This is a genomic window from Streptomyces sp. NPDC054834 (assembly GCF_053611185.1).
Window position 1 is genome coordinate 23,411 of record NZ_JBSGZV010000029.1, and the last position, 21,316, is coordinate 44,726.

Annotated in this window: 19 protein-coding genes and 2 pseudogenes; 7 read left to right on the forward strand and 14 right to left on the reverse strand. The window is 72.7% G+C overall.

Features of this window, described 5'->3' with window-relative positions; genetic code table 11:
* Positions 1 to 463: 463 nt before the first annotated feature.
* From ACWGJM_RS31530 to ACWGJM_RS31550, 5 genes are all read right to left on the reverse strand, one after another.
* A complete protein-coding gene (locus ACWGJM_RS31530; RefSeq protein ID WP_361810200.1) occupies positions 464 to 1,087 on the reverse strand; it encodes a GntR family transcriptional regulator in 624 nt (207 codons plus the stop codon).
* 202 nt (positions 1,088 to 1,289) lie between these two features.
* Positions 1,290 to 3,131: a 2-oxoglutarate dehydrogenase, E2 component, dihydrolipoamide succinyltransferase gene (gene sucB / locus ACWGJM_RS31535; RefSeq protein WP_453415147.1), complete on the reverse strand. Its 1,842-nt coding sequence runs from the start codon at positions 3,129 to 3,131 to the stop codon at positions 1,290 to 1,292.
* 60 nt (positions 3,132 to 3,191) lie between these two features.
* Positions 3,192 to 4,580 (reverse strand): dihydrolipoyl dehydrogenase, encoded by a 1,389-nt coding sequence (gene lpdA, locus ACWGJM_RS31540; protein ID WP_453415148.1) that lies wholly within the window; start codon positions 4,578 to 4,580, stop codon positions 3,192 to 3,194.
* Positions 4,581 to 4,849: 269 nt separating this feature from the next.
* Positions 4,850 to 6,385 (reverse strand): leucyl aminopeptidase, encoded by a 1,536-nt coding sequence (locus tag ACWGJM_RS31545; RefSeq protein WP_453415149.1) that lies wholly within the window; start codon positions 6,383 to 6,385, stop codon positions 4,850 to 4,852.
* 349 nt (positions 6,386 to 6,734) lie between these two features.
* On the reverse strand, positions 6,735 to 7,541 hold the full coding sequence (locus tag ACWGJM_RS31550) for an adenosylcobinamide-GDP ribazoletransferase (protein WP_453415150.1): 807 nt from the start codon (positions 7,539 to 7,541) through the stop codon (positions 6,735 to 6,737).
* Between the two features lie 60 nt (positions 7,542 to 7,601).
* Here ACWGJM_RS31550 and ACWGJM_RS31555 point away from each other — a divergent pair, with 60 nt between their 5' ends.
* The gene (locus ACWGJM_RS31555) at positions 7,602 to 8,369 is read left to right on the forward strand and encodes a hypothetical protein (protein WP_453415151.1); all 768 of its coding nucleotides are present in this window, start codon (positions 7,602 to 7,604) and stop codon (positions 8,367 to 8,369) included.
* On the opposite strand, the gene ACWGJM_RS31560 is transcribed toward ACWGJM_RS31555, so the two are convergent.
* From ACWGJM_RS31560 to cobT, 3 genes are all read right to left on the reverse strand, one after another.
* Positions 8,309 to 9,013, reverse strand: a complete 705-nt coding sequence (locus tag ACWGJM_RS31560; RefSeq protein ID WP_453415152.1) for a hypothetical protein — start codon at positions 9,011 to 9,013, stop codon at positions 8,309 to 8,311. The genes ACWGJM_RS31555 and ACWGJM_RS31560 overlap by 61 nt on opposite strands.
* A gap of 288 nt (positions 9,014 to 9,301) precedes the next feature.
* Positions 9,302 to 11,311 (reverse strand): phosphatidylglycerol lysyltransferase domain-containing protein, encoded by a 2,010-nt coding sequence (locus tag ACWGJM_RS31565; RefSeq protein ID WP_453415153.1) that lies wholly within the window; start codon positions 11,309 to 11,311, stop codon positions 9,302 to 9,304.
* A 258-nt stretch (positions 11,312 to 11,569) separates the two neighbouring features.
* A complete protein-coding gene (gene cobT, locus ACWGJM_RS31570; RefSeq protein WP_453415154.1) occupies positions 11,570 to 12,691 on the reverse strand; it encodes a nicotinate-nucleotide--dimethylbenzimidazole phosphoribosyltransferase in 1,122 nt (373 codons plus the stop codon).
* Between the two features lie 133 nt (positions 12,692 to 12,824).
* Here cobT and ACWGJM_RS31575 point away from each other — a divergent pair, with 133 nt between their 5' ends.
* The gene (locus ACWGJM_RS31575) at positions 12,825 to 13,907 is read left to right on the forward strand and encodes a class I SAM-dependent methyltransferase (RefSeq protein WP_453415155.1); all 1,083 of its coding nucleotides are present in this window, start codon (positions 12,825 to 12,827) and stop codon (positions 13,905 to 13,907) included.
* Between the two features lie 21 nt (positions 13,908 to 13,928).
* Here the strand turns inward: ACWGJM_RS31575 and ACWGJM_RS31580 are convergent, their stop codons facing one another.
* Positions 13,929 to 15,137, reverse strand: coding sequence for a bifunctional adenosylcobinamide kinase/adenosylcobinamide-phosphate guanylyltransferase (locus ACWGJM_RS31580; protein ID WP_453415156.1), 1,209 nt, complete (start codon positions 15,135 to 15,137; stop codon positions 13,929 to 13,931).
* Between the two features lie 296 nt (positions 15,138 to 15,433).
* Between ACWGJM_RS31580 and ACWGJM_RS31585 the strand changes: the two genes are divergently transcribed.
* Positions 15,434 to 15,646 carry a hypothetical protein gene (locus ACWGJM_RS31585; protein ID WP_390735102.1) on the forward strand — a complete coding sequence of 71 codons (213 nt, stop codon included), beginning with the start codon at positions 15,434 to 15,436 and terminating at the stop codon, positions 15,644 to 15,646.
* A gap of 198 nt (positions 15,647 to 15,844) precedes the next feature.
* On the opposite strand, the gene ACWGJM_RS31590 is transcribed toward ACWGJM_RS31585, so the two are convergent.
* Both ACWGJM_RS31590 and ACWGJM_RS31595 read right to left on the reverse strand, forming a co-directional pair.
* Positions 15,845 to 16,546 (reverse strand): class I SAM-dependent methyltransferase, encoded by a 702-nt coding sequence (locus ACWGJM_RS31590; RefSeq protein WP_453415224.1) that lies wholly within the window; start codon positions 16,544 to 16,546, stop codon positions 15,845 to 15,847.
* 83 nt (positions 16,547 to 16,629) lie between these two features.
* Positions 16,630 to 17,256, reverse strand: coding sequence for a DUF3043 domain-containing protein (locus ACWGJM_RS31595; RefSeq protein WP_453415157.1), 627 nt, complete (start codon positions 17,254 to 17,256; stop codon positions 16,630 to 16,632).
* 257 nt (positions 17,257 to 17,513) lie between these two features.
* Here ACWGJM_RS31595 and ACWGJM_RS31600 point away from each other — a divergent pair, with 257 nt between their 5' ends.
* Genes ACWGJM_RS31600 through ACWGJM_RS31615 form a run of 4 tightly spaced genes read left to right on the forward strand, consistent with a single transcriptional unit; the run spans position 17,514 to position 20,556 of the window.
* Positions 17,514 to 18,305: a PspA/IM30 family protein gene (locus tag ACWGJM_RS31600; protein ID WP_453415158.1), complete on the forward strand. Its 792-nt coding sequence runs from the start codon at positions 17,514 to 17,516 to the stop codon at positions 18,303 to 18,305.
* A gap of 43 nt (positions 18,306 to 18,348) precedes the next feature.
* Entirely contained in the window at positions 18,349 to 18,627 is a 279-nt protein-coding gene (gene pspAA, locus ACWGJM_RS31605) for a PspA-associated protein PspAA (RefSeq protein WP_453415225.1), read from the forward strand.
* 25 nt (positions 18,628 to 18,652) lie between these two features.
* Positions 18,653 to 19,876 carry a sensor histidine kinase gene (locus ACWGJM_RS31610; RefSeq protein WP_453415159.1) on the forward strand — a complete coding sequence of 408 codons (1,224 nt, stop codon included), beginning with the start codon at positions 18,653 to 18,655 and terminating at the stop codon, positions 19,874 to 19,876.
* Positions 19,873 to 20,556, forward strand: a complete 684-nt coding sequence (locus tag ACWGJM_RS31615) for a response regulator (RefSeq protein ID WP_453415160.1) — start codon at positions 19,873 to 19,875, stop codon at positions 20,554 to 20,556. The genes ACWGJM_RS31610 and ACWGJM_RS31615 overlap by 4 nt, the downstream gene beginning before the upstream one ends.
* Positions 20,557 to 20,559: 3 nt before the next feature.
* On the opposite strand, the pseudogene ACWGJM_RS31620 reads toward ACWGJM_RS31615, so the two are convergent.
* The 3 genes and pseudogenes from ACWGJM_RS31620 to ACWGJM_RS31630 form a co-directional block, all read right to left on the reverse strand.
* Positions 20,560 to 20,685 (reverse strand): annotated as a pseudogene (locus ACWGJM_RS31620) (DUF397 domain-containing protein); the annotation flags it as partial.
* 82 nt (positions 20,686 to 20,767) lie between these two features.
* A pseudogene (locus tag ACWGJM_RS31625) lies at positions 20,768 to 20,842 on the reverse strand (hypothetical protein); the annotation flags it as partial.
* Complete coding sequence (locus tag ACWGJM_RS31630) at positions 20,820 to 21,137, reverse strand: hypothetical protein (RefSeq protein WP_453415161.1); 318 nt, start codon at positions 21,135 to 21,137, stop codon at positions 20,820 to 20,822. The gene ACWGJM_RS31630 and the pseudogene ACWGJM_RS31625, both read right to left, overlap by 23 nt.
* Positions 21,138 to 21,316 lie beyond the last annotated feature (179 nt).

Below are 21,316 nucleotides of genomic sequence, written 5' to 3' on the forward strand. Positions count from 1 at the left end.
TGAGAGTTGTCGGGGTGCCCTAGGTCTTTGGCAGGACAGGGCGGGGGGACCCCGGTAGAGGTCCGTCGGTGACTTTAACTCCCTGATCGATGATCGATCAAAGGGTTGAGGGGCAAAACCTCTTGATTACGAGAAAGTCGGCACGGGGTGCCTCCGGCAGGGGCACCGAGTGTCGTGGCCGGGCGGAGTTTTCGCAGGTCGGGCGGCGTTTGAGCGGGGGAGCGCTCTGCTGTTCGGCAGCGGTCAGGCGCGCGGCGCGCAGTCCGAGGCCTGGGCCTTTGCCGGTTCCGCGATGCGGGGGTTGTGGCGCGGGGCGGCGGGGCGTTTGAGAGGGAGTGCTTCGTGGTGCGGGGGGAGGTCAGGCGCGCGGCGCGCAGTGCGAGGCGTGGGCCTTTGCCGGTTCCGCGATGGGACGGGGCGGCGGGGCGTTTGAGAGGGGAGTGCTTCGTGGTGCGGAGGAAGGTCAGGCGCGCGGCGCGCAGCCCAGGACGTGGGCCTTCACCAGCTCCGCGATACGCGGATCCCGGCGCTTGAAGGCCTGCACCAGCTCCTCGTGCTCCTCCGCGTACGACTGCTGGACCGTGCCCAGCCAGCGGATGGACAGGGCCGTGAAGACCTCGATGCCCAGGCCCTCCCAGGTGTGGAGCAGCACCGAGTTGCCGGCCGCGCGGACCAGCTCGCGGTGGAAGGCCACCGTGTGCCGTACCTGGCCCGTGCCGTCGGCGTCGCGGTCGGCCTCGTACAGGGCCAGCACGTGCGGCTCCAGGGCCGAGCAGTCCTCCGCGAGGCGGTCGGCCGCCAGTTCCGCCGCGATGGCCTCCAGGCCGGCCCGCACCGGGTAGCTCTCCTCCAGGTCGGCCGCCGTCAGGTTCCGCACCCGTACGCCCTTGTTCGGCGCGGACTCGATCAGGCGCAGGGACTCCAGCTCGCGGAGGGCCTCCCGGACCGGGGTCTGGCTCACCTCCAGCTCGGTGGCGATCCGCCGCTCCACGATGCGCTCGCCCGGCTGCCAGCGCCCGCTGACGATTCCCTCCACGATGTGCTCGCGGATCTGCTCGCGCAGCGAGTGGACGACGGGCGCGGTCATGGGGGGCTCCTTAGGAAGGGGCCGCCCTGCGGCCCCCGGGGGCTTCGACGATTAGACAATACGGCCGGTTCGCTACGTGAGCAGGGCGCATGGGGGTGCTTATGCGCAGGTGAGACGAGCCTTACACGGTGAGCACCCCGACAAACACGAACACCCCGCCCGGAAAGTCCGGACGGGGTGCCGTGCTGCCTGATCAGGAGACTCAGAGGCCCAGCTCGACCTCGAACTCGCCCGCCTCCAGGATCGCCTTGACCGCCGTCAGGTAACGGGCCGCGTCGGCGCCGTCCACCAGGCGGTGGTCGTAGGAGAGGGTCAGGTAGGTCATGTCGCGGACGCCGATGACCGTGCCCTCCTCGGTCTCGATGACGGCCGGACGCTTGACCGTGGCACCGATGCCGAGGATCGCGACCTGGCCCGGCGGCACGATGATCGTGTCGAACAGGGCGCCGCGCGAACCGGTGTTGGAGATGGTGAAGGTCGCGCCGGACAGCTCGTCCGGGGTGATCTTGTTGGCCCGGACCTTGCCCGCGAGCTCGGCCGTGGCCTTGGCGATACCGGCGATGTTGAGGTCGCCCGCGTGCTTGATGACCGGGGTCATCAGGCCCTTCTCGGAGTCCACCGCGATCCCGACGTTCTCGGAGTCGAAGTAGGTGATCGTGCCCTCGGCCTCGTTGATCTTGGCGTTGATGACCGGGTGGGCCTTCAGCGCCTGGGCCGCCGCCTTCACGAAGAACGGCATCGGGGAGAGCTTGACGCCCTCGCGCGCGGCGAAGGAGTCCTTGGCCTGGGCGCGCAGACGCATCAGGCGGGTGACGTCGACCTCGACGACCGACGACAGCTGGGCCTGCTCGTGCAGCGCCTTGACCATGTTGTCGCCGATGACCTTGCGGATGCGGGGCATCTTGACGGTCTGGCCGCGCAGCGGGGAGACCTCGAGCGCCGGGGCCTTCTTGGCCGGAGCGGCGGCCGCGGCCGGAGCCGGGGCAGCGGCGGCGGCCTTCGCGGCCTCGGCGGCGGCGATGACGTCCTGCTTGCGGATGCGGCCGCCGACGCCGGTGCCCTTGACGGTGGACAGGTCGACGCCGTTCTCGGCGGCGAGCTTGCGCACCAGCGGGGTGACGTACGCGCCCTCGTCGGTCGCCTGGGTGGCGGTCGGGGAGGTCGGCGCGGTGGCCGGCGTGACCGGGGCCGGGGCGGGAGCCGGAGCGGACGGTACCGGCTCGGGGGCCGGGGTGGTCACCTGCTGCGGGGCCGGAACCGTGGGCGCCTGCGGGGCCGGAGCGGGCGCGGGCGCCGGAGCAGCGGGGGCTGCCGGGGCGGGAGCCGGGGCCGGGGCCTCGGCGGCGGGCGCCGGAGCCGGGGCGGCCGGGGCCGGAGCGGCGGCCGGGGCGGCACCCGGGGCGCCGATGACGGCGAGCTTGGCGCCGACCTCGGCGGTCTCGTCCTCGCCGACCACGATCTCCAGCAGCACACCGGAGGTGGGCGCCGGGATCTCGGTGTCGACCTTGTCCGTGGAGACCTCGAGCAGCGGCTCGTCGGCCTCGACGGACTCGCCGACCTCCTTCAGCCAGCGGGTGACGGTGCCCTCGGTGACGGACTCACCGAGCGCGGGCAGGACCACGTCCGTGCCCTGCGCGCCCGAGGCACCGGCGGCGGCCTCGGCGGTCGGGGCCGGGGCGGGGGCGGCCTGCTCCGTGGAGGGGGCGGCCGGGGTCTGGGCGGCCGGGGCGGCCGTGGGGGTCGGCGCCGGGGCGGCGGCCGGGGCGGCCTCGGCGGCGGGGGCCGGGGCGGCCGCGGGGGCACCGGTGCCGTCGTCGATGACGGCCAGCTCGGCGCCCACCTCGACGGTCTCGTCCTCGGCGACCTTGATGGAGGCCAGCACACCGGCGGCGGGCGAGGGGATCTCGGTGTCGACCTTGTCGGTCGAGACCTCGAGCAGCGGCTCGTCGGCCTCGACGCGTTCACCCTCGGCCTTCAGCCAGCGGGTGACAGTGCCCTCGGTGACGCTCTCGCCGAGCGCCGGAAGGGTTACGGAAACCGCCATGGTTTCGGTTGCTCCTTACGAGTTGCGGAAGTCTGTGTCGTCGCTTCGTCGACCGAGGGGTCAGTCGTGCGAGTGCAGGGGCTTGCCCGCGAGGGCCAGGTGGGCCTCGCCGAGCGCCTCGTTCTGCGTCGGGTGGGCGTGGATGAGCTGGGCGACCTCGGCCGGCAGCGCCTCCCAGTTGTAGATCAGCTGGGCCTCGCCGACCTGCTCGCCCATGCGGTCGCCGACCATGTGGACGCCGACCACCGCGCCGTCCTTCACCTGGACGAGCTTGATCTCGCCCGAGGTGTTCAGGATCTTGCTCTTGCCGTTGCCCGCCAGGTTGTACTTCAGAGCGACGACCTTGTCCGCACCGTAGATCTCCTTGGCCTTGGCCTCGGTGATACCGACGGAGGCGACCTCCGGGTGGCAGTACGTCACCCGCGGGACACCGTCGTAGTCGATCGGGACGGCCTTCAGACCGGCCAGACGCTCCGCCACCAGGATGCCCTCGGCGAAGCCGACGTGCGCGAGCTGGAGCGTGGGGACCAGGTCACCGACGGCGGAGATGGTCGGGACGTTCGTCCGCATGTACTCGTCGACCAGGACGTAACCGCGGTCCATCGCGACGCCCTGCTCCTCGTAACCCAGGCCCTGCGAGACCGGGCCGCGGCCGACGGCGACGAGGAGGACCTCCGCCTCGAACTCCTTGCCGTCGGCGAGGGTGACCTTGACGCCGTCCTGGGTGTACTCGGCCTTCTGGAAGAAGGTGCCGAGGTTGAACTTGATGCCGCGCTTGCGGAAGGCGCGCTCAAGAAGCTTGGAGGAGTTCTCGTCCTCGACCGGGACGAGGTGCTTCAGGCCCTCGATGACCGTGACGTCCGAGCCGAAGGACTTCCACGCCGAGGCGAACTCGACGCCGATGACACCGCCGCCCAGGATGATCGCGGACTTGGGCACGCGGTCCAGGACGAGGGCGTGGTCGGAGGAGATGATCCGGTCGCCGTCGATCTCCAGGCCCGGCAGCGACTTCGGCACGGAGCCGGTCGCCAGCAGGACGTGACGGCCCTGGACGCGCTGGCCGCCCACGTCGACGGAGGTCGGGGAGGACAGGCGGCCCTCACCCTCGATGTAGGTCACCTTGCGGGAGGCGATCAGACCCTGGAGTCCCTTGTACAGGCCGGAGATGACACCGTCCTTGTACTTGTGGACGGCGGGGACGTCGATGCCCTCGAAGGTGGCCTTGACGCCGAACTGCTCGCTCTCGCGGGCCTGGTCGGCGATCTCGCCCGCGTGCAGCAGGGCCTTGGTGGGGATGCAACCCCGGTGCAGGCAGGTGCCGCCGACCTTGTCCTTCTCGATCAGGGCGACGTCCAGGCCCAGCTGCGCCCCGCGCAGGGCCGCGGCGTAACCGCCACTACCACCGCCGAGGATCACTAGGTCGAAAACGGTGCTGGCGTCGTTCGCCACGTCACGTCCTCCATGCATGTGCGCCGTACGCCGGTCTGCGTCGACCGGGCGGCGGCTGGTGTCCGGCCGCTCTTTCTTCGGCCCTGTGGTGGGGGCCCTGTCCTGCCGTGCCCCATCTTCGCACTTGTCGCTTGAGTTCGAGACGCGGGGCCGGTGTGTGAGACGTCCCACGTTCAGATGTGCACGGGGGCGTGGGGACCGCGTGATCAGTCCCCACGCCCCGGCAGCCGCCGTCGAACGGACGGACGGAACCGAACTCCGAGGCGAACTCAGCCCAGATCGCCGGCAGCCGTCAGCTCGGCAAGCCGCACCAGCGTCCGCACACCCGAGCCCGTGCCGCCCTTGGGCGTGTAGCCGAAGGGGCCCTGCTCGTTGAAGGCCGGGCCGGCGATGTCGAGGTGGGCCCAGGTGATGCCGTCGCCGACGAACTCGCGCAGGAAGAGACCGGCGACCAGGCCGCCGCCCATCCGCTCGCCCATGTTGGCGATGTCGGCGGTGGGGGAGTCCATGCCCTTGCGCAGGTGCTCCGGCAGCGGCATCGGCCAGGACGCCTCGCCGACCTCCTCGGAGGCCTCGACGATCGCCGTGCGGAACGCGTCGTCGTTGGCCATGACACCGAAGGTGCGGCTGCCCAGCGCCAGCACCATCGCACCGGTCAGCGTCGCCACGTCGACGATCGCGTCCGGCTTCTCCAGCGAGGCCGCCCACAGCGCGTCGGCGAGGACCAGGCGGCCCTCGGCGTCGGTGTTGAGGACCTCGACGGTCTTGCCGCTGTACATGCGCAGCACGTCTCCGGGGCGGACCGCGGTGCCCGACGGCATGTTCTCGGCGAGCGCCAGCCAGCCGGTGACGTTGACCTCCAGGCCTAGCCGGGCGGCGGCGACGACGGCGGCGAACACGGCGGCGGCACCGCTCATGTCGCACTTCATCGTCTCGTTGTGACCGGCGGGCTTGAGCGAGATGCCGCCCGAGTCGTAGGTGATGCCCTTGCCGACGAGGGCCAGGTGCTTCTTCGCCTTCGAGTTCGTGTACGACAGCTTCACCAGGCGGGGCGTCGCCGCCGAGCCGCCGCCGACGCCCAGGATGCCGCCGTAGCCGCCCCTGGCCAGGGCCTTCTCGTCGAGCACCTGCACCTTGAGGCCGTGCTCCTTGGCCGCGGTCTGCGCGACCTGGGCGAACGCCTGGGGGGTCAGGTCGTTCGGCGGCATGTTGATCAGGTCACGGGCCCGGTTGAGCTCCTCGGCGACGGCGGCGGCACGCGCCACGGCACCCTTGTGGGCCGCGTCCCGCGGCTTGGCGCCGAGCAGCGCGGCCTCGGCGAGCGGGCCCTTGCCGTTCTTCGCCTTCGCGGAGCGGTCGTCCTTGCCGTTCTCCTTGTACGAGTCGAAGGAGTACGCGCCGAGCAGCACGCCCTCCGCGATCGCGCCGACGTCGCCGCTGTCGCCGACGGGCAGTGCGAAGGCGGCCTTCTTGGCTCCGCCGAGGGCGCGGGCGGCCACGCCGGCGGCCCGGCGCAGCGCCTCGGCGTCGTACCAGGCGTCCTTGACCGGCTCCGCCCCCAGGCCCACCGCCACGACGAGCGGCGTCTTGAAGCCGGCCGGGGCGGGCAGCTTCGTCAGCTCGCCCTCGGCACCCGAGGCGCCGAGGGTCTCCAGGACGCCGGCGAGCCTGCCGTCGTACGCCTTGTCCACGGCCTCGGCGCCCGGCGCGACGACGGGGCCTTTGGCGCCCTTGGCGACACCGATCACGATCGCGTCGGCCCGGAGGCCGGGCGCCGCGGCGGTGCTGAGAGTGAGAGCAGTCACGGTGGTGAATTCTCGCTTCCGATGTGAGGTTTCTCTGGCCGATGCGGGTGGGTCGACCGGGCCCGGGAAGCGACCACCCTAGATCCGGCCTGGTGGCGCGCTGCTACCGGGGCCTTCACCCCGTCGGCGAACACCCGGGACGAGCCTACGCGCGTCATCGCGTCCGCTCATTCCTGTGGCCGTCCCCTCATCGCCTTCCGGCGGGCGATCGGCTCGCACTCCGCGGGCCGCGGCCTGTCCGGCGGATCAGGCCGCGGGACAGGGGCGGTGCCTCATCGGCGCTGGTGAGCGGGGCGAATGGGAGGGCATGCCGAGCCCCGCACCTGCGGCATGATCCGCCGGACAGGCCCTAGCGGCCCAGGCTGAGGACCACGAGGGCCGTCGTAGCCGCGGTCTCCGCGAGCCCCCCGAACACATCGCCGGTGACCCCGCCGAAGCGGCGCGTGCAGTGGCGCAGCAGGCATTCGGCGACCGCCACGGCGGCCACCACGGCGAGGGCGGCGCGGACGGTGTCGTACGCGCCGAGGCAGGCGCCCCCTGCCCCGGCCGCCGCCACCACCCCGGCCGCGACGGCCAGCGCGCCGCCCGTGGGCACCACTCCGGCGACCGCCGCCCCCAGCCCCTCCGGCCGGGCGGCCGGTACTCCGTCGCGGGCGGCGAGGGTGAGCGCCAGCCGGGCGGCCGTCGCCGAGACGACGGCGGCGAGCGCGCCCCGGGTCCAGGAGCCGCCGTACGCCTGGGCCAGCGCGGCCACTTGGGCCAGGAGCACGAGCACCAGCGTGAGCACGCCGAACGGCCCGATGTCCGACTGCTTCATGATCCGCAGCGCGTCCTCGGCGGGCTTGCCGCTGCCCAGCCCGTCCGCGGTGTCGGCCAGCCCGTCGAGGTGCAGGCCCCGGGTCAGCGCGGCGGGCACGGCGGCGGTGGCGACGGCGGCGAGCAGCGGGCCGGCGCCGAGGAGGAGCAGCAGCACACCGAGCGTGGCCGCGCACACGCCGACCACCAGGCCGGCCAGCGGGGCGCACAGCATGCCGCCACGGGCCGCCTCCCGGTCCCAGCGGGTGACCCGGACCGGGAGGACGGTGAGGGTGCCGAAGGCGAAGCGCAGGCCGTCCGGCCAGGGGGCGGGGGAGGAGGTCGCAGAGGGCTCGGGCACCGGCGCAGGTTACCGGGCGGCCGGGCGGCCCCGTACGGACACCGAGATTAAAGTACGCATATGGGACATTGGTGGTGGCGGAACATCGTCGAGCCGGGCAAACTCCCGCTGCTCCTCGCCCTCGGCGCCTTCGTCCTCACCTTCGTGATCACCCGCGTCATCACCCGTATGATCCGGGCGGGCAAGGGGCCGTTCGGCAATGTCACGGGGGCGGGCGGGCTGCACATCCACCACGTGGTGCCCGGCGTCGTCCTCACGGTCGTCGGCGGTTTCGGGGCCGTCGCCAGCGACCGGCACGGCTTCGGCGGGGGCCTCTTCGCGGTCGTCTTCGGCATCGGCGCGGGGCTGGTCCTGGACGAGTTCGCGCTGATCCTGCACCTCCACGACGTCTACTGGACCGAGGAGGGCCGCCAGAGCGTCGAGGCCGTCGTCCTCACCGCCGCCCTCGTCGGCCTGGTCCTCGTCGGTTTCTCCCCGTTCGGCGTGAACGACCTCTCCCGGGACGAACTCCAGGACCGCGGCACCGTCATCTCCACCGTCGCCGGCGACTTCGTCCTCTCCCTGGTCGCCCTGACCAAGGGCAAGCTCCGCACCGCGATCTTCGGCGTGATCGTCCCGCTCGTCGCCCTGGTCGGCGCGGTGCGCCTGGCCCGGCCCGGCTCGTACTGGGCCCGCCGCTTCTACCGCCACCGCGACCGCGCCCGCGCTCGCTCCTGGCTGCGGGCCTATCACCATGATCGCCGGTGGCTGCGGCCCCGCCTGGCGGTTCAGGACTGGATAGGCGGCAAACCGGATCCGACGCCGTCGAGCGTGACCGGCCCGCGCTGACGCTCCCGCAGGGTCTCCGCCGCGCACAGCAGTGCCACGCCCGCCAACGCCGCCAGGTGTTCCTTTCCCGCGAGGTTCTCCTTGACCAGGACCTCGGCCAGCATCGCGGTGCCCACGCCGCTCGCGGTGACGTGGGCGCCGTACCGCCGGCCCAGATACACGGCGAGACCCACCACGGCCGCCGACGGGCCGGTGTCGACGACCTGGGCGTCCGTTCCCGGCAGGCCCAGCGGGTGGTGCGGGCCCAGGGCGATGCCGACGCGCGCGTACCAGGTGCCGGCGAGCGTGGCCACGTACGCGATGGTCAGCGTCTGCCGGCGGCCCAGGCAGATCTCGGCGATGCCGAACACGAACAGGATCTGTACGAGCGCCCCCCACACCGGCAGGTCCAGCGCCGGCACGAACAGGGACAGCGGAGTCCGCAGCAACGCCAGCCACAGGGGGTCCGCGGCCCGTACGGCCCCCAGGGCCTGCACCGGCCGATAGCCCCAGGACTGGTTCTGCACGACCTGCACCACCGCCGTCAGACACACCACCCCGACCGTCATCGGGATCGCCCGCAGGCGCCGCTCCAGCAGCGGCTCCCGCACAGTGGCGTACAGCAGCCCCCATTCGGTGCGGGCCCAGCGGACGAGCGTGTTCATCGAAACTCCTTGCGTGGAAACCCCGGGTCTTCAGGCCGAGGAGGAAGCGGATCCGGGGATCGCTTGTCGCTCTGCGTCCGGGCTGCGCTACGCGTGTCGTGCCCGGCGGCGACAACCGAGCCGCCGGGTCTACCGCCGGGCCGGCGGGAAGTCAGGTCTGTGGAGCTCGTGCAAGACCGTGGGCGGCACACCCTCCCTTCGCCGGCAACCCCAGGCGGCAGCGGGCTGCGAAGCAGAGAGCCCGACCCGCAAGGGAAGGAATCCCCGTCGTTCACGGCGAGGAGGAGGTCAACCGTGCGTCTCCAGGTGCCGCCGGTGCAGCCACTTCGGCAGCCCCGACGCCGCGGGGCCTGTCGTCGGATTCCCGCCTGCCCCGCGACGCCTGGCACGCGCGCTCGCCGCGTTGCCGAACCACCCACGTGGCTCCTCCCCCACTCTCGGCTTCGCTCGAGCGGGGGCACCCCCATCGAGGGCGCTCCGGCGCCTTGCGATCGCACGCACCAGACGCCGCGGGGCCCGCCCTTCGGGCGGACGACGGGAATCCGACGACAGGCCCCCCAGGAACCCCTCCGCCCGCGCCGACGCGAGGCCGATGCGCGGCAGGTCCGCGCTCTTCTCGAAGAGCAGGAACCTGGGCTCCCAGATGGGCCGGTACTTGGCGTTGGCGCGGTACAGCGACTCGATCTGCCACCAGCGCGAGAAGAAGCTGAGCAGCGACCGCCACAGCCTCAGCACCGGCCCGGCGCCGAGGCGTGCGCCACGTTCGAAGACGGAACGGAACATGGCGAAGTTGAGTGAAACCTGCGTGATCCCGATCTCGGCGGCCCGGCGCAGCAGCTCGATGACCGTGAACTCCATCAGCCCGTTGTCGGAGTCCCGGTCGCGGCGCATGAGGTCCAGGGACAGCCCGTGCGGTCCCCAGGGCACGAAGGACAGCAGCGCCCGCAGGTCGCCCCGCGCGTCCGTGCACTCGAGCATCACGCACTGCCCGTCCCGAGGGTCCCCCAGCCGGCCCAGCGCCATGCTGAACCCGCGCTCGGTGGCCCCGTCGCGCCAGTCGTCCGCCCGCTGCACGAGGTACGCCATCTCCTCGGCCGGGATGTCCGCGTGCCGCCGGATGCGCACCGCGTACCCGGCCCGCTTCACCCGGTTGTAGGCCTGCCGGACGGTCCGCATGGCCCGTCCCTCCAGCGTGAACTCGGCGACCTCCACGATCGCCTCGTCACCGAGCTCCAGCGCGTCCAGCCCGTGCCGCGCGTACACGGTGCCGGCCTCCTCGCTCGTGCCCATCACGGCCGGGATCCAGCCGTGCTCCCGGGCCTGGGCCAGCCACGGCGCGATCGCGCCCGGCCACGCCTCCGAGTCGCCGATGGGGTCCCCGGAGGCCAGCGACACCCCGCCCACCACCCGGTAGGCCACCGCCGCCTTCCCGGTCGGCGACCACACGACGCTCTTCTCCCGGCGCAGCGCGAAATAGCCGAGCGAGTCCCGCTCGCCGTGTCTGTCCAGCAGCGCCCGCAGCCGCTTCTCGTCGTCCTCGGTGATCGGGTCGACGGCGCGCCGGGAGCGGAACGCGGCGTAGAACACGGCCAGGACCAGCACCGTGCTCATCACGTTGATGGCGACGTTGGCCCAGTTCGGGGAGGAGATCCCCGGGAACCGCGTCTCGTCGGCGGCGACCGAGATCAGCCGCAGCGTCCCGTAGTGCCAGCGCTCCGGGAACGTCGACCTCACGGCGTCCGGGGCCTGGTTGGCGGCCGTGACCAGCAGCGCGGCCAGCAGCGAGGCGACGAGCCCGCCCCCGACGGCGACCATGACGGCGAGCCTGGGGTTGGAGCGGTCGCCCTTGGCGTAGAACTCCCGGCGTCCCAGCAGCAGGGCGCCGACGAAGGCGGCCGTGAGGACCAGGGAGATCCAGTTCTGCGCGTACCGCTGGATCTCGGGGAACGTCATGGCGAACGCGAGCAGGGCCAGGAACAGGCCGCTGAGCACCAGGTTCAGGATCCACGAGGCCCGCTTGCGGCGCCGCATGGTGATGGCCAGGAACGTCGTGAACACGCCCGAGGCGAAACCGGCCGTCAGCAGGTACGGCGTGAAGAAGTTCTCCTGGTTGTGGCGCCGCACGTCCTGGCCCAGGGAGACCCACACGGCGCTCAGGAAGTTGATGAAGGCGACGGCGCGCAGGTACCAGACGGCGAGGGCGGCGGCCCGCCGGGACGCCCCGGTCGACCGCCGCCCGCCCCCACCCGTCCGGTCCCCGGCGGCTTCCTGATCCGCGGCAATTCGGGCATCTCCCATAAGGGAGGATCATATGGCGCTGCTCCGGCGAACCGCGCTTTTCCGGCCAGACCGCCCTCTCTGCGGCTACTCCGCCTCCGCGGGCTTCCTGCCCCTCGGACTGCTCGGACTGCTCGGACTCCTCGGACTCCTCGAGCTCCTCCGGCTCCCGCTCGGGCAGCTCCGCCGCCAGCGCGGCCGCCGCCTGGACCAGCGGCAGGGCGAGCAGCGCCCCGGCCTCCCGCTGTCGTGCCCGGCCGGCCGCCGCCCTCTCTGCGGCTACTCCGCCTCCGCGGGCTCCTGCCCCTCGGACTCCTCGGGCTTCTCGGACTCCTCGGGCTTCTCGGGCTCCTCCGGCTCCCGCTCGGGCAGCTCCGCCGCCAGCGCGGCCGCCGCCTGGACCAGCGGCAGGGCGAGCAGCGCCCCGGCCCCCTCGCCGACGGTCACCCCCTGCTCGAGCAGCGGCTCCAGGGCCATCCGGTCCAGTGCCTTGGCCTGACCCGGCTCCCCGCTGTCGTGCCCGGCCAGCCACCAGTCCGGCGCCCGGAACGCGACCCGCTGCCCGACCAGCGCACAGGCGGACGCCACGACCCCGTCCAGGATCACCGGCAGCTTGCGCACCGCGGCCTGCAACAGGAACCCGGTCATCGCCGCGAGGTCGGCCCCGCCCACGGTCGCCAGCAGCTGCAACTGATCGCCGAGCACCGGCCGCGCCCGCCGCAGCGCGTCCCGGATCGCGGCGCACTTGCGCATCCACGCCAGGTCGTCGATCGCCCGGCCGCCCCGCCCGGTCACCACCGACGCGTCCGTCCCGCACAGCGCGGCCACCAGCACGGAGGCCGCCGTGGTCCCGCCGACGCTCACATCGCCGAGCGCCACCAGATCCGTACCGGAGTCGGCCTCCCCGTCGGCCACGGCGACGCCCGCCCGGAACGCCGCCTCGGCCTCTTCGAGGGTCAGCGCGTCCTCGACGTCGATGCGTCCGCTGCCGCGCCGCACCCGGTGCCGTACGACCTCCGCCGGCAGTGACTCCGGCTCGCAGTCCAGCGCCATGTCCACCACCCGCACCGGCACCCCCAGCCTGCGCGCGAGCACCGCCGCCGGGCTGGCGCCCTCCAGGACCGCCCGGACCAGCTCATCGGCCGTGCCCGCGGGGCGGGCCGAGACGCCCAGTTCCGCGATGCCGTGGTCACCGGCGAAGAGCACGACCCGCGGCCGTTCGACCGGCCGTACCGGCACGGCTCCCTGCGCGGCGGCCAGCCACTCACCCAGGTCGTCGAGGCGGCCCAGGGAACCGGGCGGCACGATCCGGCGCTCCCGGTGGGCCTCGGCGTCACGGCGCACGCCCCCGTCCGGACGCTCGATCAGATCGGTGAAATCGTCGAGATTAAGCGAGCTCATTCGCCGAACAGTACCGGCAGCGATCGAACAGTTCCGCGCCACATCACCACCACACAGCCACGATGTCTTTGCACCCAAGATCGGCATCCCATACGTTCCGCTTTGCAGCGGAATGTCGCACAGGGAGCCGTCCATGCAGCCCTCGCCACCCACCCTGGCCGCCATCGAACGGCACCGGGCCATGTACGCCGCCGAACTGGCCCTGGGCACCGACCGGTTCACCGAGCCGCGCCGCGACGACTGCCCGTGGTGCCGCTCGAAACGCCTGCGCACCCGCCTGCGCAGCCCCGACCTCCTCCAGCGCAAGCCGGGCACGTTCGTCCTCGACCAGTGCCGGGACTGCGGGCACGCCTTCCAGAACCCCCGGCTCACGGCCGAGGGGCTCGCCTTCCACCACGGGGACATCCACGACGGGCACCTGGAGGACTTCGCGGAACGCCTCCTCGCCGCCCACTCCGGCCACCGGCGCCACCGGCACGCGGCGAGCGCGATCCTGGCGCTGCAACCCGAACCGGAGAGCTGGCTGGACGTCGGCACCGGCCGCGCCCACTTCCCGCGGACGGCGCGGGAGCTCTTCCCGTACACCTCCTTCGACGGAGTCGACACCACCCTCCGCGTCGAGGAGGCCCGCCGGGCCGGATGGGTCGAGGAGGCCCACCGGGGCCACCTCACCACGCCCGGCGTCCTCGCCCGCCTGCGCGCCCGCTACGACGTCGTCAGCATGTTCCACCACCTGGAGCACACCCCCGACCCCCGGGCCGAACTCCACGCCGCGCTCGCCGCGCTGCGCCCCGGCGGGCACCTGCTGCTGGAGACCGTCGACCCGCGCAGCGTCTTCGGCGTCCTCCTGGGCAAGTGGTGGCTGCCCCAGGGCCAGCCCCGCCGCCTCCATCTGATGCCCCTGGCCAACCTCCGTACGGAACTGGAGTCCCGCGGCTGCACGGTCCTCCTGACGGACCGCAGGGCCCCGCACATCCCGTACGACCTCTCGGCCGCCGTCGCCCTCGCCCTGAGCCAGGCCTTCCCGGCCCCGGACGCCCCGTGGCGAACGACCCCGCCGAGCGAACTCCAACAGGTGCTCCGCGCGGTGCTCCTGGGAGCCACCAGCCCCCTGGCCGACGCGGCAGCCCTCCTGGACCGCGCCCTGGCCCCCCTCCTCCGCCGCACCCGCTTCTCGAACGCCTACCGCCTCATCGCCCGCAAGGACAGACCGTAGGCCCCGACGAGGGCCGGTGCCCTACCCCCGCAACACCACAGCCTGCCCCGCCACCACCAGCAGCACCTGTTCACACTCGGCCGCGAACGCCGAGTTCAGCCGCCCCAGCTCGTCGCGGTACCGCCGCCCGGAGGAGGTCGCCGGCACGATCCCCGACCCCACCTCGTTCGACACCGCGACCACGGTCCGCCGAGCCGCCCGCACCGCCGAAGCCAACTCCCGCACCCGCTCCCGCAACGCCCGCTCCCCACCGGACGCCCACTCCGCGTCGTCCCACGCCCCGACCGAGTCCATCGCGTCCGTCAGCCACAACGACAGACAGTCGATCAGCAGCGGCGGCCCGTCCTCGGCGAGCAACGGCACGAGGTCGCACGTCTCCGTCGTACGCCACGAACCCGGCCGCCGCTCCCGGTGCGCGGCCACCCGCGCCGCCCACTCCGTGTCCCCGTTCCGCGCCCCGCCCGTCGCCACGTACAGCACGTCGGGGAAGGCTTCGAGCCGCCGCTCGGCCTCCACCGACTTGCCCGACCGCGCACCCCCCAGCACCAGCGTCCGCCGCGGCACGTCGGGCACGTGCTCGTACACCCCCACCACCAGCGTCGTCCCGTCCGGCACCGCCCGCGCCCCCGCGGCCGCCAGCCGTCGCCGCAATTCCGGCCCCGGCGACACGTCGTGGTCGAGGTGGACGGCGACGACGTCCGTCGTCGGCCCCACCGCGCCCACCGCCCGCAGCCTGGCCAGCGCGTCCGGCCGCCCCACGACATCCGTGAGCACCATGTCGTACGCCGCGCCCTGCGCCGCCCCGCTCTCCAGCCCGGCGGGCGCGCCGCCCGGCGGCAGATACAGCAGCCGCTGACCGTCGGGCCCGGTCACCGCGTACCCGGTGCCGCCCGCGTCCATCGCCAGCGCCCGCACCCGATGCCCCGTCAGAAGCGTCAACTCCCGTCCGTCCGGCACCCGAACGGGCTGCGGCAGCCCGGCCGGCACCTCGACCGCCGGCCCGTCGTGCGGATGCGACAGCACCACCTGCCGTACCCCGCCCAGCGAATGACCGGCCCGGGCCGCCGCGAACGCCGCGCCGGGTGTCAGATCGAGCAGCAGCGTGCCGTCGACGAGCACCGCGGTGGCCGCCCGCGCGTCCGGGCCGAGCGCGGTGGCGCAGGCCGCACAGGGACAGTCGGGGCGGGGCAGTCCCGCGGGGGCACCGGTGCCGAGCAGAGTCAGTTCCACGGACTTGATTTTCGCTTGTCGCCGCAGGTCTTGCGCGTCCGGCCGGGGCCTGTCCGGCGGATCAGGTCCCAGGAAAGGGGCGGTGCCGCATCGGCGCTGGTGAGCGGGGCCATGGGGATGCCTCCGCGCGAGCGGAGCCGAGCGTGGGGGAGTCGGCGACCGACGACAACGCGGCAGATGGGAGTGCCAGGCCCCGCGACTGGGGCATGATCCGCCGGACAGGCTCTAGGCTCGGTGCAGGAGCCGGACCAAGATCCGGCTTTCGCTCTGCACGTGGTCGCACCAGGGAGGCGTACATGGTGGCTTGGACGTGGCGGTTCGAGAAGGCCGACGGGACGGAGGTCCAGCCCGCGGTCCAGCCCGAGGAGTTCACCACGCAGGGGGATGCCGAGTCCTGGGTCGGAGAGCACTACAAGGCCCTGCTGGAGGGCGGCGCGGACCAGGTCCGGCTGTTCGAGGACACCACGGAGATCTACGGCCCGATGAGCCTGCACGCCGACGAGTCCTGAACACCCCGGGGGGTGTGGCGAGCGCCGGGACGGTCCTCGCCCGCCCCCTCACTGCTCACCCGACGTCCCGCGCACGGTCCGTGTGACGCCGTCGGGGGTGAAGCTCACCGTCGACGCCGGTGTCACCCAGCCCGGTGATGACGTCGCCGGGTCCGCTGCCCGCCTCGCCGGGTGCCGCCGGCCTTCCTCAGTCCCCGCTCAGCCCCGTACCCCGCACAGGTGCAGCAGCGCCGCGACCCCCCGGTACGGGTCCGTTCGCCCGGCCCGCTCCTCGGCGGCCAGCAACGTGTCCAGGTCGGCCGGGGTCTCCGCGCCGTCCGCCGCAGTGTCCGTGAAGACCCGCACCCCGTACCAGGCGTGCAGCGGCGCCCCGATCCCGGCGAGCGTGGACGTCAGCGTGCCGAGCCGGTCCGCCCGGACATCGAGGCCGAGCCGATTGCGATAGGAGGTCGTGTCGAACGCGGCCAGCGCGCCCGCCCAGTCCCCGGACAGCCCCGGCCGCAAGGCCAGCGCGTCGCCGTTGCGCACCAGCAGCGACAGCAGCCCGCCCGGAGCGAGCATCCGGGCCAGCCCGGCCAGCAGCGCATCGGGCTCCTCGACGTACATCAGCACCCCGTGGCACAGCACCACGTCGAAACCGCCCGGCAGGAAGTGCACCCCCGTGTCCCGCCCGTCGCCCTGGACGATCCGCATCCGCTCGCGGATTCCCTCGGGCTCACCGGAGAGCGCCTCGCGCGCCGCCGAGATCATCGTCGTGTCCTGCTCGACGCCGGTCACCTGGTGCCCGGCCCGGGCCAGCCGCAGCGCCTGCGTGCCCTGGCCCATTCCCACGTCGAGCACCCGCAGCCGCTGCCCGACCGGGAACCGCCCGGCTATCTGCTCGTCGAGTTGCCGGGCCACCAGCTCCTGCCGTACGACGTCCCGCAAGCCGCCCAGCTTGCTCAGCCAGGCATCCGCCGCACCCTTCTGGAAGGCGTCCGTGCTCAGGGCCGCTCTCCGCGCTTGACCTGCGGCTTGGGCAGCCGGAGCCGACGCATCTGAAGAGAGCGCATGAGAGCGTACGCCACCGCGCCCTTGCGGTTCTGGTCCGGGAAGCGCTCGCCCAGCCGCTTCTTGAGCCGGAAGCCGCTGAGGATCGAGTCCAGCACGATCAGGACGATCACGATCAGCCACAGCAGCAGCGCGATGGTCTGGAGCGCCGGCACCCGCACCACGCTCAGCACCAGGATGACCACGGCCAGCGGCAGGAAGAACTCCGCCACGTTGAACCGAGAGTCGACCCAGTCGCGCGCGAACCGGCGAACCGGGCCCTTGTCACGGGTCGGCAGATACCGCTCGTCGCCGCTGGCCAGCGCCTGGCGCTGCCGCTCCATCTGGACGCGGCGCTCCTCGCGCTGCCGCTTGGCGGCGTCCTTGCGGTTCGTCGGAGTGCTGGCGACGCTGCGGCGCTGGCTCTGGGCCTCATTGCGCTTGGGCGTGGGCCTGCCCTTGGGGGCCTGCGGGTCACGGGTCTGCTTGGAGTCGGTCACCGGCACCTTGTCGGTGGGGGCCTTCTCTTCCTTGGCACGGCTACGGAACACAAAACCCAAGGGTACGGGGTGCCGGGGCATGGACCCCAGCCCCGTGGGGAACGATCCGGCAACACCATTCGTCTCTAGGGGGACAACAGGGGACGTCGCGGACGGTTCACTCAGGGGCACCCCGGGAGCCACCTACTCCCTACGCCGGAGCGGAGCCGTAGGCAGTCGTCCTTGGGGATGAGCGCATCCGTCCCCGAACAGTGCGGTAATGGATGCAGGGCCCGTACTGTGGGTTCTGTCGCAGGATCTGTGAGCTGGAGTCCGTCAGAAGGGGGCGCGCGAAGCCCATGAGCGGTGTCATGAAGCGTATGGGGATGATCTTCCGCGCGAAGGCGAACAAGGCCCTTGACCGGGCCGAGGACCCGCGCGAGACCCTCGATTACTCGTACCAGAAGCAGCTGGAGCTGCTCCAGAAGGTCCGCCGCGGCGTCGCCGACGTGGCCACCTCCCGCAAGCGCCTCGAGCTCCAGCTCAACCAGCTCCAGTCGCAGTCGACCAAGCTGGAGGACCAGGGCCGCAAGGCGCTCGCGCTCGGCCGCGAGGACCTGGCCCGCGAGGCGCTCTCCCGCCGCGCCGCGCTCCAGCAGCAGGTGACGGACCTGGAGACGCAGCACACCACCCTCCAGGGCGAGGAGGAGAAGCTCACCCTCGCGGCCCAGCGGCTCCAGGCCAAGGTCGATGCCTTCCGTACGAAGAAGGAGACCATCAAGGCCACCTACACCGCGGCCCAGGCGCAGACCCGCATCGGCGAGGCCTTCTCCGGCATCTCCGAGGAGATGGGCGACGTCGGCCTGGCCATCCAGCGCGCCGAGGACAAGACGCAGCAGCTCCAGGCCCGGGCCGGCGCGATCGACGAACTCCTCGCCTCGGGCGCCCTGGACGACCCCACCGGCATGGCCAAGGACGACATCGCGGCCGAGCTGGACCGGCTCTCCGGTGGTACGGATGTAGAGCTGGAACTCCAGCGCATGAAGGCCGAGCTGGCCGGAGGCGCGCCCCAGCAGGCGATCGAGGGCGGCACCGCCCAGGCGCAGTCCCAGCAGCAGCCGCAGGACACCCCGCGCTTCGACAAGCAGTAGCCCGAGCGCTCAGAGCCACAGCCTGGAGGGCGACATGGCCGACATGATCGTACGGATCATGGGGGAGGGGCAGGTGAGGCTGGCGGACAGCCACCTCACCGAACTGAACAAGCTCGACGACGAGCTGCTGGCCGAGATGGAGAACGGCGACGGCCCCGGCTTCCGCCGCACCCTCCAGGCCCTCCTCACCAAGGTCCGCGACCTCGGCGAGCCCGTCCCCGACGACTCCCTGGACCCCTCCGACCTCATCCTCCCGTCACCGGACGCGACGCTGGAGGAGGTCCGGGAACTGCTGAGCGACGACGGCCTGATTCCGGGCTGACCGGACTGTCCGTACTGTTCACGGTGTGAGCACCCTCGACCGCGCCAGATGCCGCCTCCAGGCACACCCCCTAGCGCTGGACGCGGCACTGGCGGCGGGCGTGCTGATCTGCATGGTCGTGGGGTCCTTCGTGACCCCGCAGGACGAGAAGGACATCGCCTGGGGCGTCCGCAGCCCCGCCGCGTTCAGCCTGCTGCTCATCACGATCGGCGCCGCGGCCCTCGTCTTCCGCCGCAGCGCCCCCAAGACGGTCCTCGCCGTCACCGGCACCGTCTCCGTGATCGAATGCGTCACCGGCGACCCCCGCGCCCCGGTCGCGATGTCCGCCGTGGTCGCCCTCTACACCGTCGCCTCGACCACCGACCGCGCCACCACCTGGCGCGCGGGCCTGCTCACCATGACCGTGCTGACCGGCGCCGCCATGCTCGCCGGCCCCCTGCCCTGGTACGCCCAGGAGAACCTCGCCATCTTCGCCTGGACCGGCATCGGCGCCACCGCCGGAGACGCCGTCCGCAGCCGCCGCGCGGTCGTCCAGGCCATCCGCGAGCGCGCCGAGCGCGCCGAACGCACCCGCGAGGAGGAGGCCCGCCGCCGGGTCGCCGAGGAACGCCTGCGCATCGCCCGCGACCTGCACGACGTCGTCGCCCACCACATCGCCCTGGTCAACGTCCAGGCCGGAGTCGCCGCCCACGTCATGGACAAGCGCCCCGACCAGGCGAAGGAGGCCCTGGCCCACGTACGCGAGGCCAGCCGCTCCGCCCTCAACGAACTCCGCGCCACCGTCGGCCTGCTCCGCCAGTCCGGCGACCCGAAGGCCCCCACCGAACCCGCCCCCGGCCTCAGCGGCCTCGAGGACCTCGCCGACACCTTCCGCAACGCCGGTCTCCGGGTCGAGGTCGCCCGCGCCGACCAGGGCACCGAACTGCCCGCCGCCGTCGACCTGGCCGCGTACCGCATCATCCAGGAAGCCCTCACCAATGTGCAGAAGCACGCGGGCACCGACGCCAAGGCCGAGGTCAGCGTGGTCCGTGTGGGCCCGAACATCGAGGTCACCGTCCTCGACGACGGCCGCCCCGGCGAGGACGTGCCCGCTCCCTCCGGCGGCGGCCACGGCCTGCTCGGCATGCGCGAGCGGGTCACCGCCCTGCGCGGCACCCTCACCACCGGCCCCCGCTACGGCGGTGGATTCCGCGTCCATGCCATCCTGCCGATCAAGACCGGCACCGCCGCCCCGGGAGACTCCGCATGACCATCCGCGTCCTGCTCGCCGACGACCAGGCACTGCTGCGCAGCGCCTTCAGAGTGCTCGTCGACTCCGAGCCGGACATGGAGGTGGTGGGGGAGGCGTCGGACGGCGCGGAAGCCGTGCGGCTGGCGTCTCAGCACCGGGCCGACGTCGTGCTGATGGACATCCGCATGCCGGGCACGGACGGGCTGGCGGCCACTCGGTTGATCAGCGCGGATCCCGGGCTGGTACATGTCCGGGTCGTCATCCTGACCACGTTCGAGGTCGACGACTACGTGGTGCAGGCGCTGCGGGCCGGTGCCTCCGGCTTCCTGGGCAAGGGCAGCGAGCCGGAGGAACTGCTCAGCGCGATCCGGATCGCCGCTGGGGGAGAGGCCCTGCTCTCCCCGACGGCCACCAAAGGCCTCATCGCCCGCTTCCTCGCCCAGGGCGACGCGGGCGACGGCGACCGCGACCCGGCCCGCGCGGAGCGTCTCGCGGCGCTGACCGGGCGGGAGCGGGAGGTGCTGGTGCAGGTCGCCGGCGGCCACTCCAACGACGAGATCGCGGAACGGCTGGAGGTCAGTCCGCTGACCGTGAAGACCCACGTGAACCGGGCCATGGCCAAGCTGGGGGCCCGGGATCGGGCGCAGCTTGTGGTGATCGCTTACGAGTCGGGGTTGGTCCGGCCGCGGGCGGACTGACGGTTACCGCTTGAGCGAGGCGACGAACGCGTCCCAGGCGAGGGCTGGGACGACGAGTACGGGGCCTTGGGGGGTCTTGCTGTCGCGGACGGGGACGAGGCCGGGGAAGTCCTCGGTGATCTCTGTCGCATGTTCTGTAGTCCTCCATCGCCTTACGGATCAGCTGCACTGACTCGGGTAGCGAGAGAGCGTTGGCACGCAGTACTTCATACTGCCGCCGCCACTTCATGGCCGCTTCCGAGTCCTCGTAGAGGTGACCGGCGTCAACGCCCTCTTCGTAAGTCACCGTTGAGCCGCCGGCCAGTGTCAGCAGGGTCGCCCAGCCGCTCGGCGTTGTAGCGGCAGGACAGGCGCCAGTCGTAGGGGAGGGCGACCAGATTCGCCGGCACCTCCGGGTCCTCGTCCGGCGACCGGCGACGCAGGGTGAAGTGCTGCTCCAGCCAGCCGAGCAGGTCGGTGTAGCCCTCCACCAGTGGGGACAGCCCCGGCAGGCCGTGCACGACGCGCATCAGGCAATTCGGGCGTATGCCGTCATCCGGGTGGTCGTCCAGCAGGCCCGGCGGCAGAGCCAGGTCCTTCACGGAGGCGCCCAGCGTCCGGATCCCCCGGACGAGTGCCGAGCCCGACGCCCCCCCACACCTCGTTCCCGTCGGCGTCCGCCAAGCGGCTTCCCATGATCCCCGGAACCACGACCACCAGATCGCCGACCGGGCCACGCTGCGTTGCCGTCCCGCCCCCGTGCGTGCACGTGCCGTAAGGA

What these genes read in the sequence shown, in the direction of transcription:
- ACWGJM_RS31530 (WP_361810200.1), bottom strand. Translation starts at nt 1,087, where the DNA reads ATGACCGCGCCCGTCGTCCACTCGCTGCGCGAGCAGATCCGCGAGCAC.
- ACWGJM_RS31565 (WP_453415153.1), bottom strand. Translation starts at nt 11,311, where the DNA reads ATGGGAGATGCCCGAATTGCCGCGGATCAGGAAGCCGCCGGGGACCGG.
- pspAA (WP_453415225.1), top strand. Translation starts at nt 18,349, where the DNA reads ATGATCGTACGGATCATGGGGGAGGGGCAGGTGAGGCTGGCGGACAGC.
- ACWGJM_RS31575 (WP_453415155.1), top strand. Translation starts at nt 12,825, where the DNA reads ATGCAGCCCTCGCCACCCACCCTGGCCGCCATCGAACGGCACCGGGCC.
- cobT (WP_453415154.1), bottom strand. Translation starts at nt 12,691, where the DNA reads ATGAGCTCGCTTAATCTCGACGATTTCACCGATCTGATCGAGCGTCCG.
- ACWGJM_RS31615 (WP_453415160.1), top strand. Translation starts at nt 19,873, where the DNA reads ATGACCATCCGCGTCCTGCTCGCCGACGACCAGGCACTGCTGCGCAGC.
- sucB (WP_453415147.1), bottom strand. Translation starts at nt 3,131, where the DNA reads ATGGCGGTTTCCGTAACCCTTCCGGCGCTCGGCGAGAGCGTCACCGAG.
- ACWGJM_RS31555 (WP_453415151.1), top strand. Translation starts at nt 7,602, where the DNA reads ATGGGACATTGGTGGTGGCGGAACATCGTCGAGCCGGGCAAACTCCCG.
- ACWGJM_RS31600 (WP_453415158.1), top strand. Translation starts at nt 17,514, where the DNA reads ATGAGCGGTGTCATGAAGCGTATGGGGATGATCTTCCGCGCGAAGGCG.
- ACWGJM_RS31585 (WP_390735102.1), top strand. Translation starts at nt 15,434, where the DNA reads ATGGTGGCTTGGACGTGGCGGTTCGAGAAGGCCGACGGGACGGAGGTC.
- ACWGJM_RS31595 (WP_453415157.1), bottom strand. Translation starts at nt 17,256, where the DNA reads ATGCCCCGGCACCCCGTACCCTTGGGTTTTGTGTTCCGTAGCCGTGCC.
- ACWGJM_RS31560 (WP_453415152.1), bottom strand. Translation starts at nt 9,013, where the DNA reads ATGAACACGCTCGTCCGCTGGGCCCGCACCGAATGGGGGCTGCTGTAC.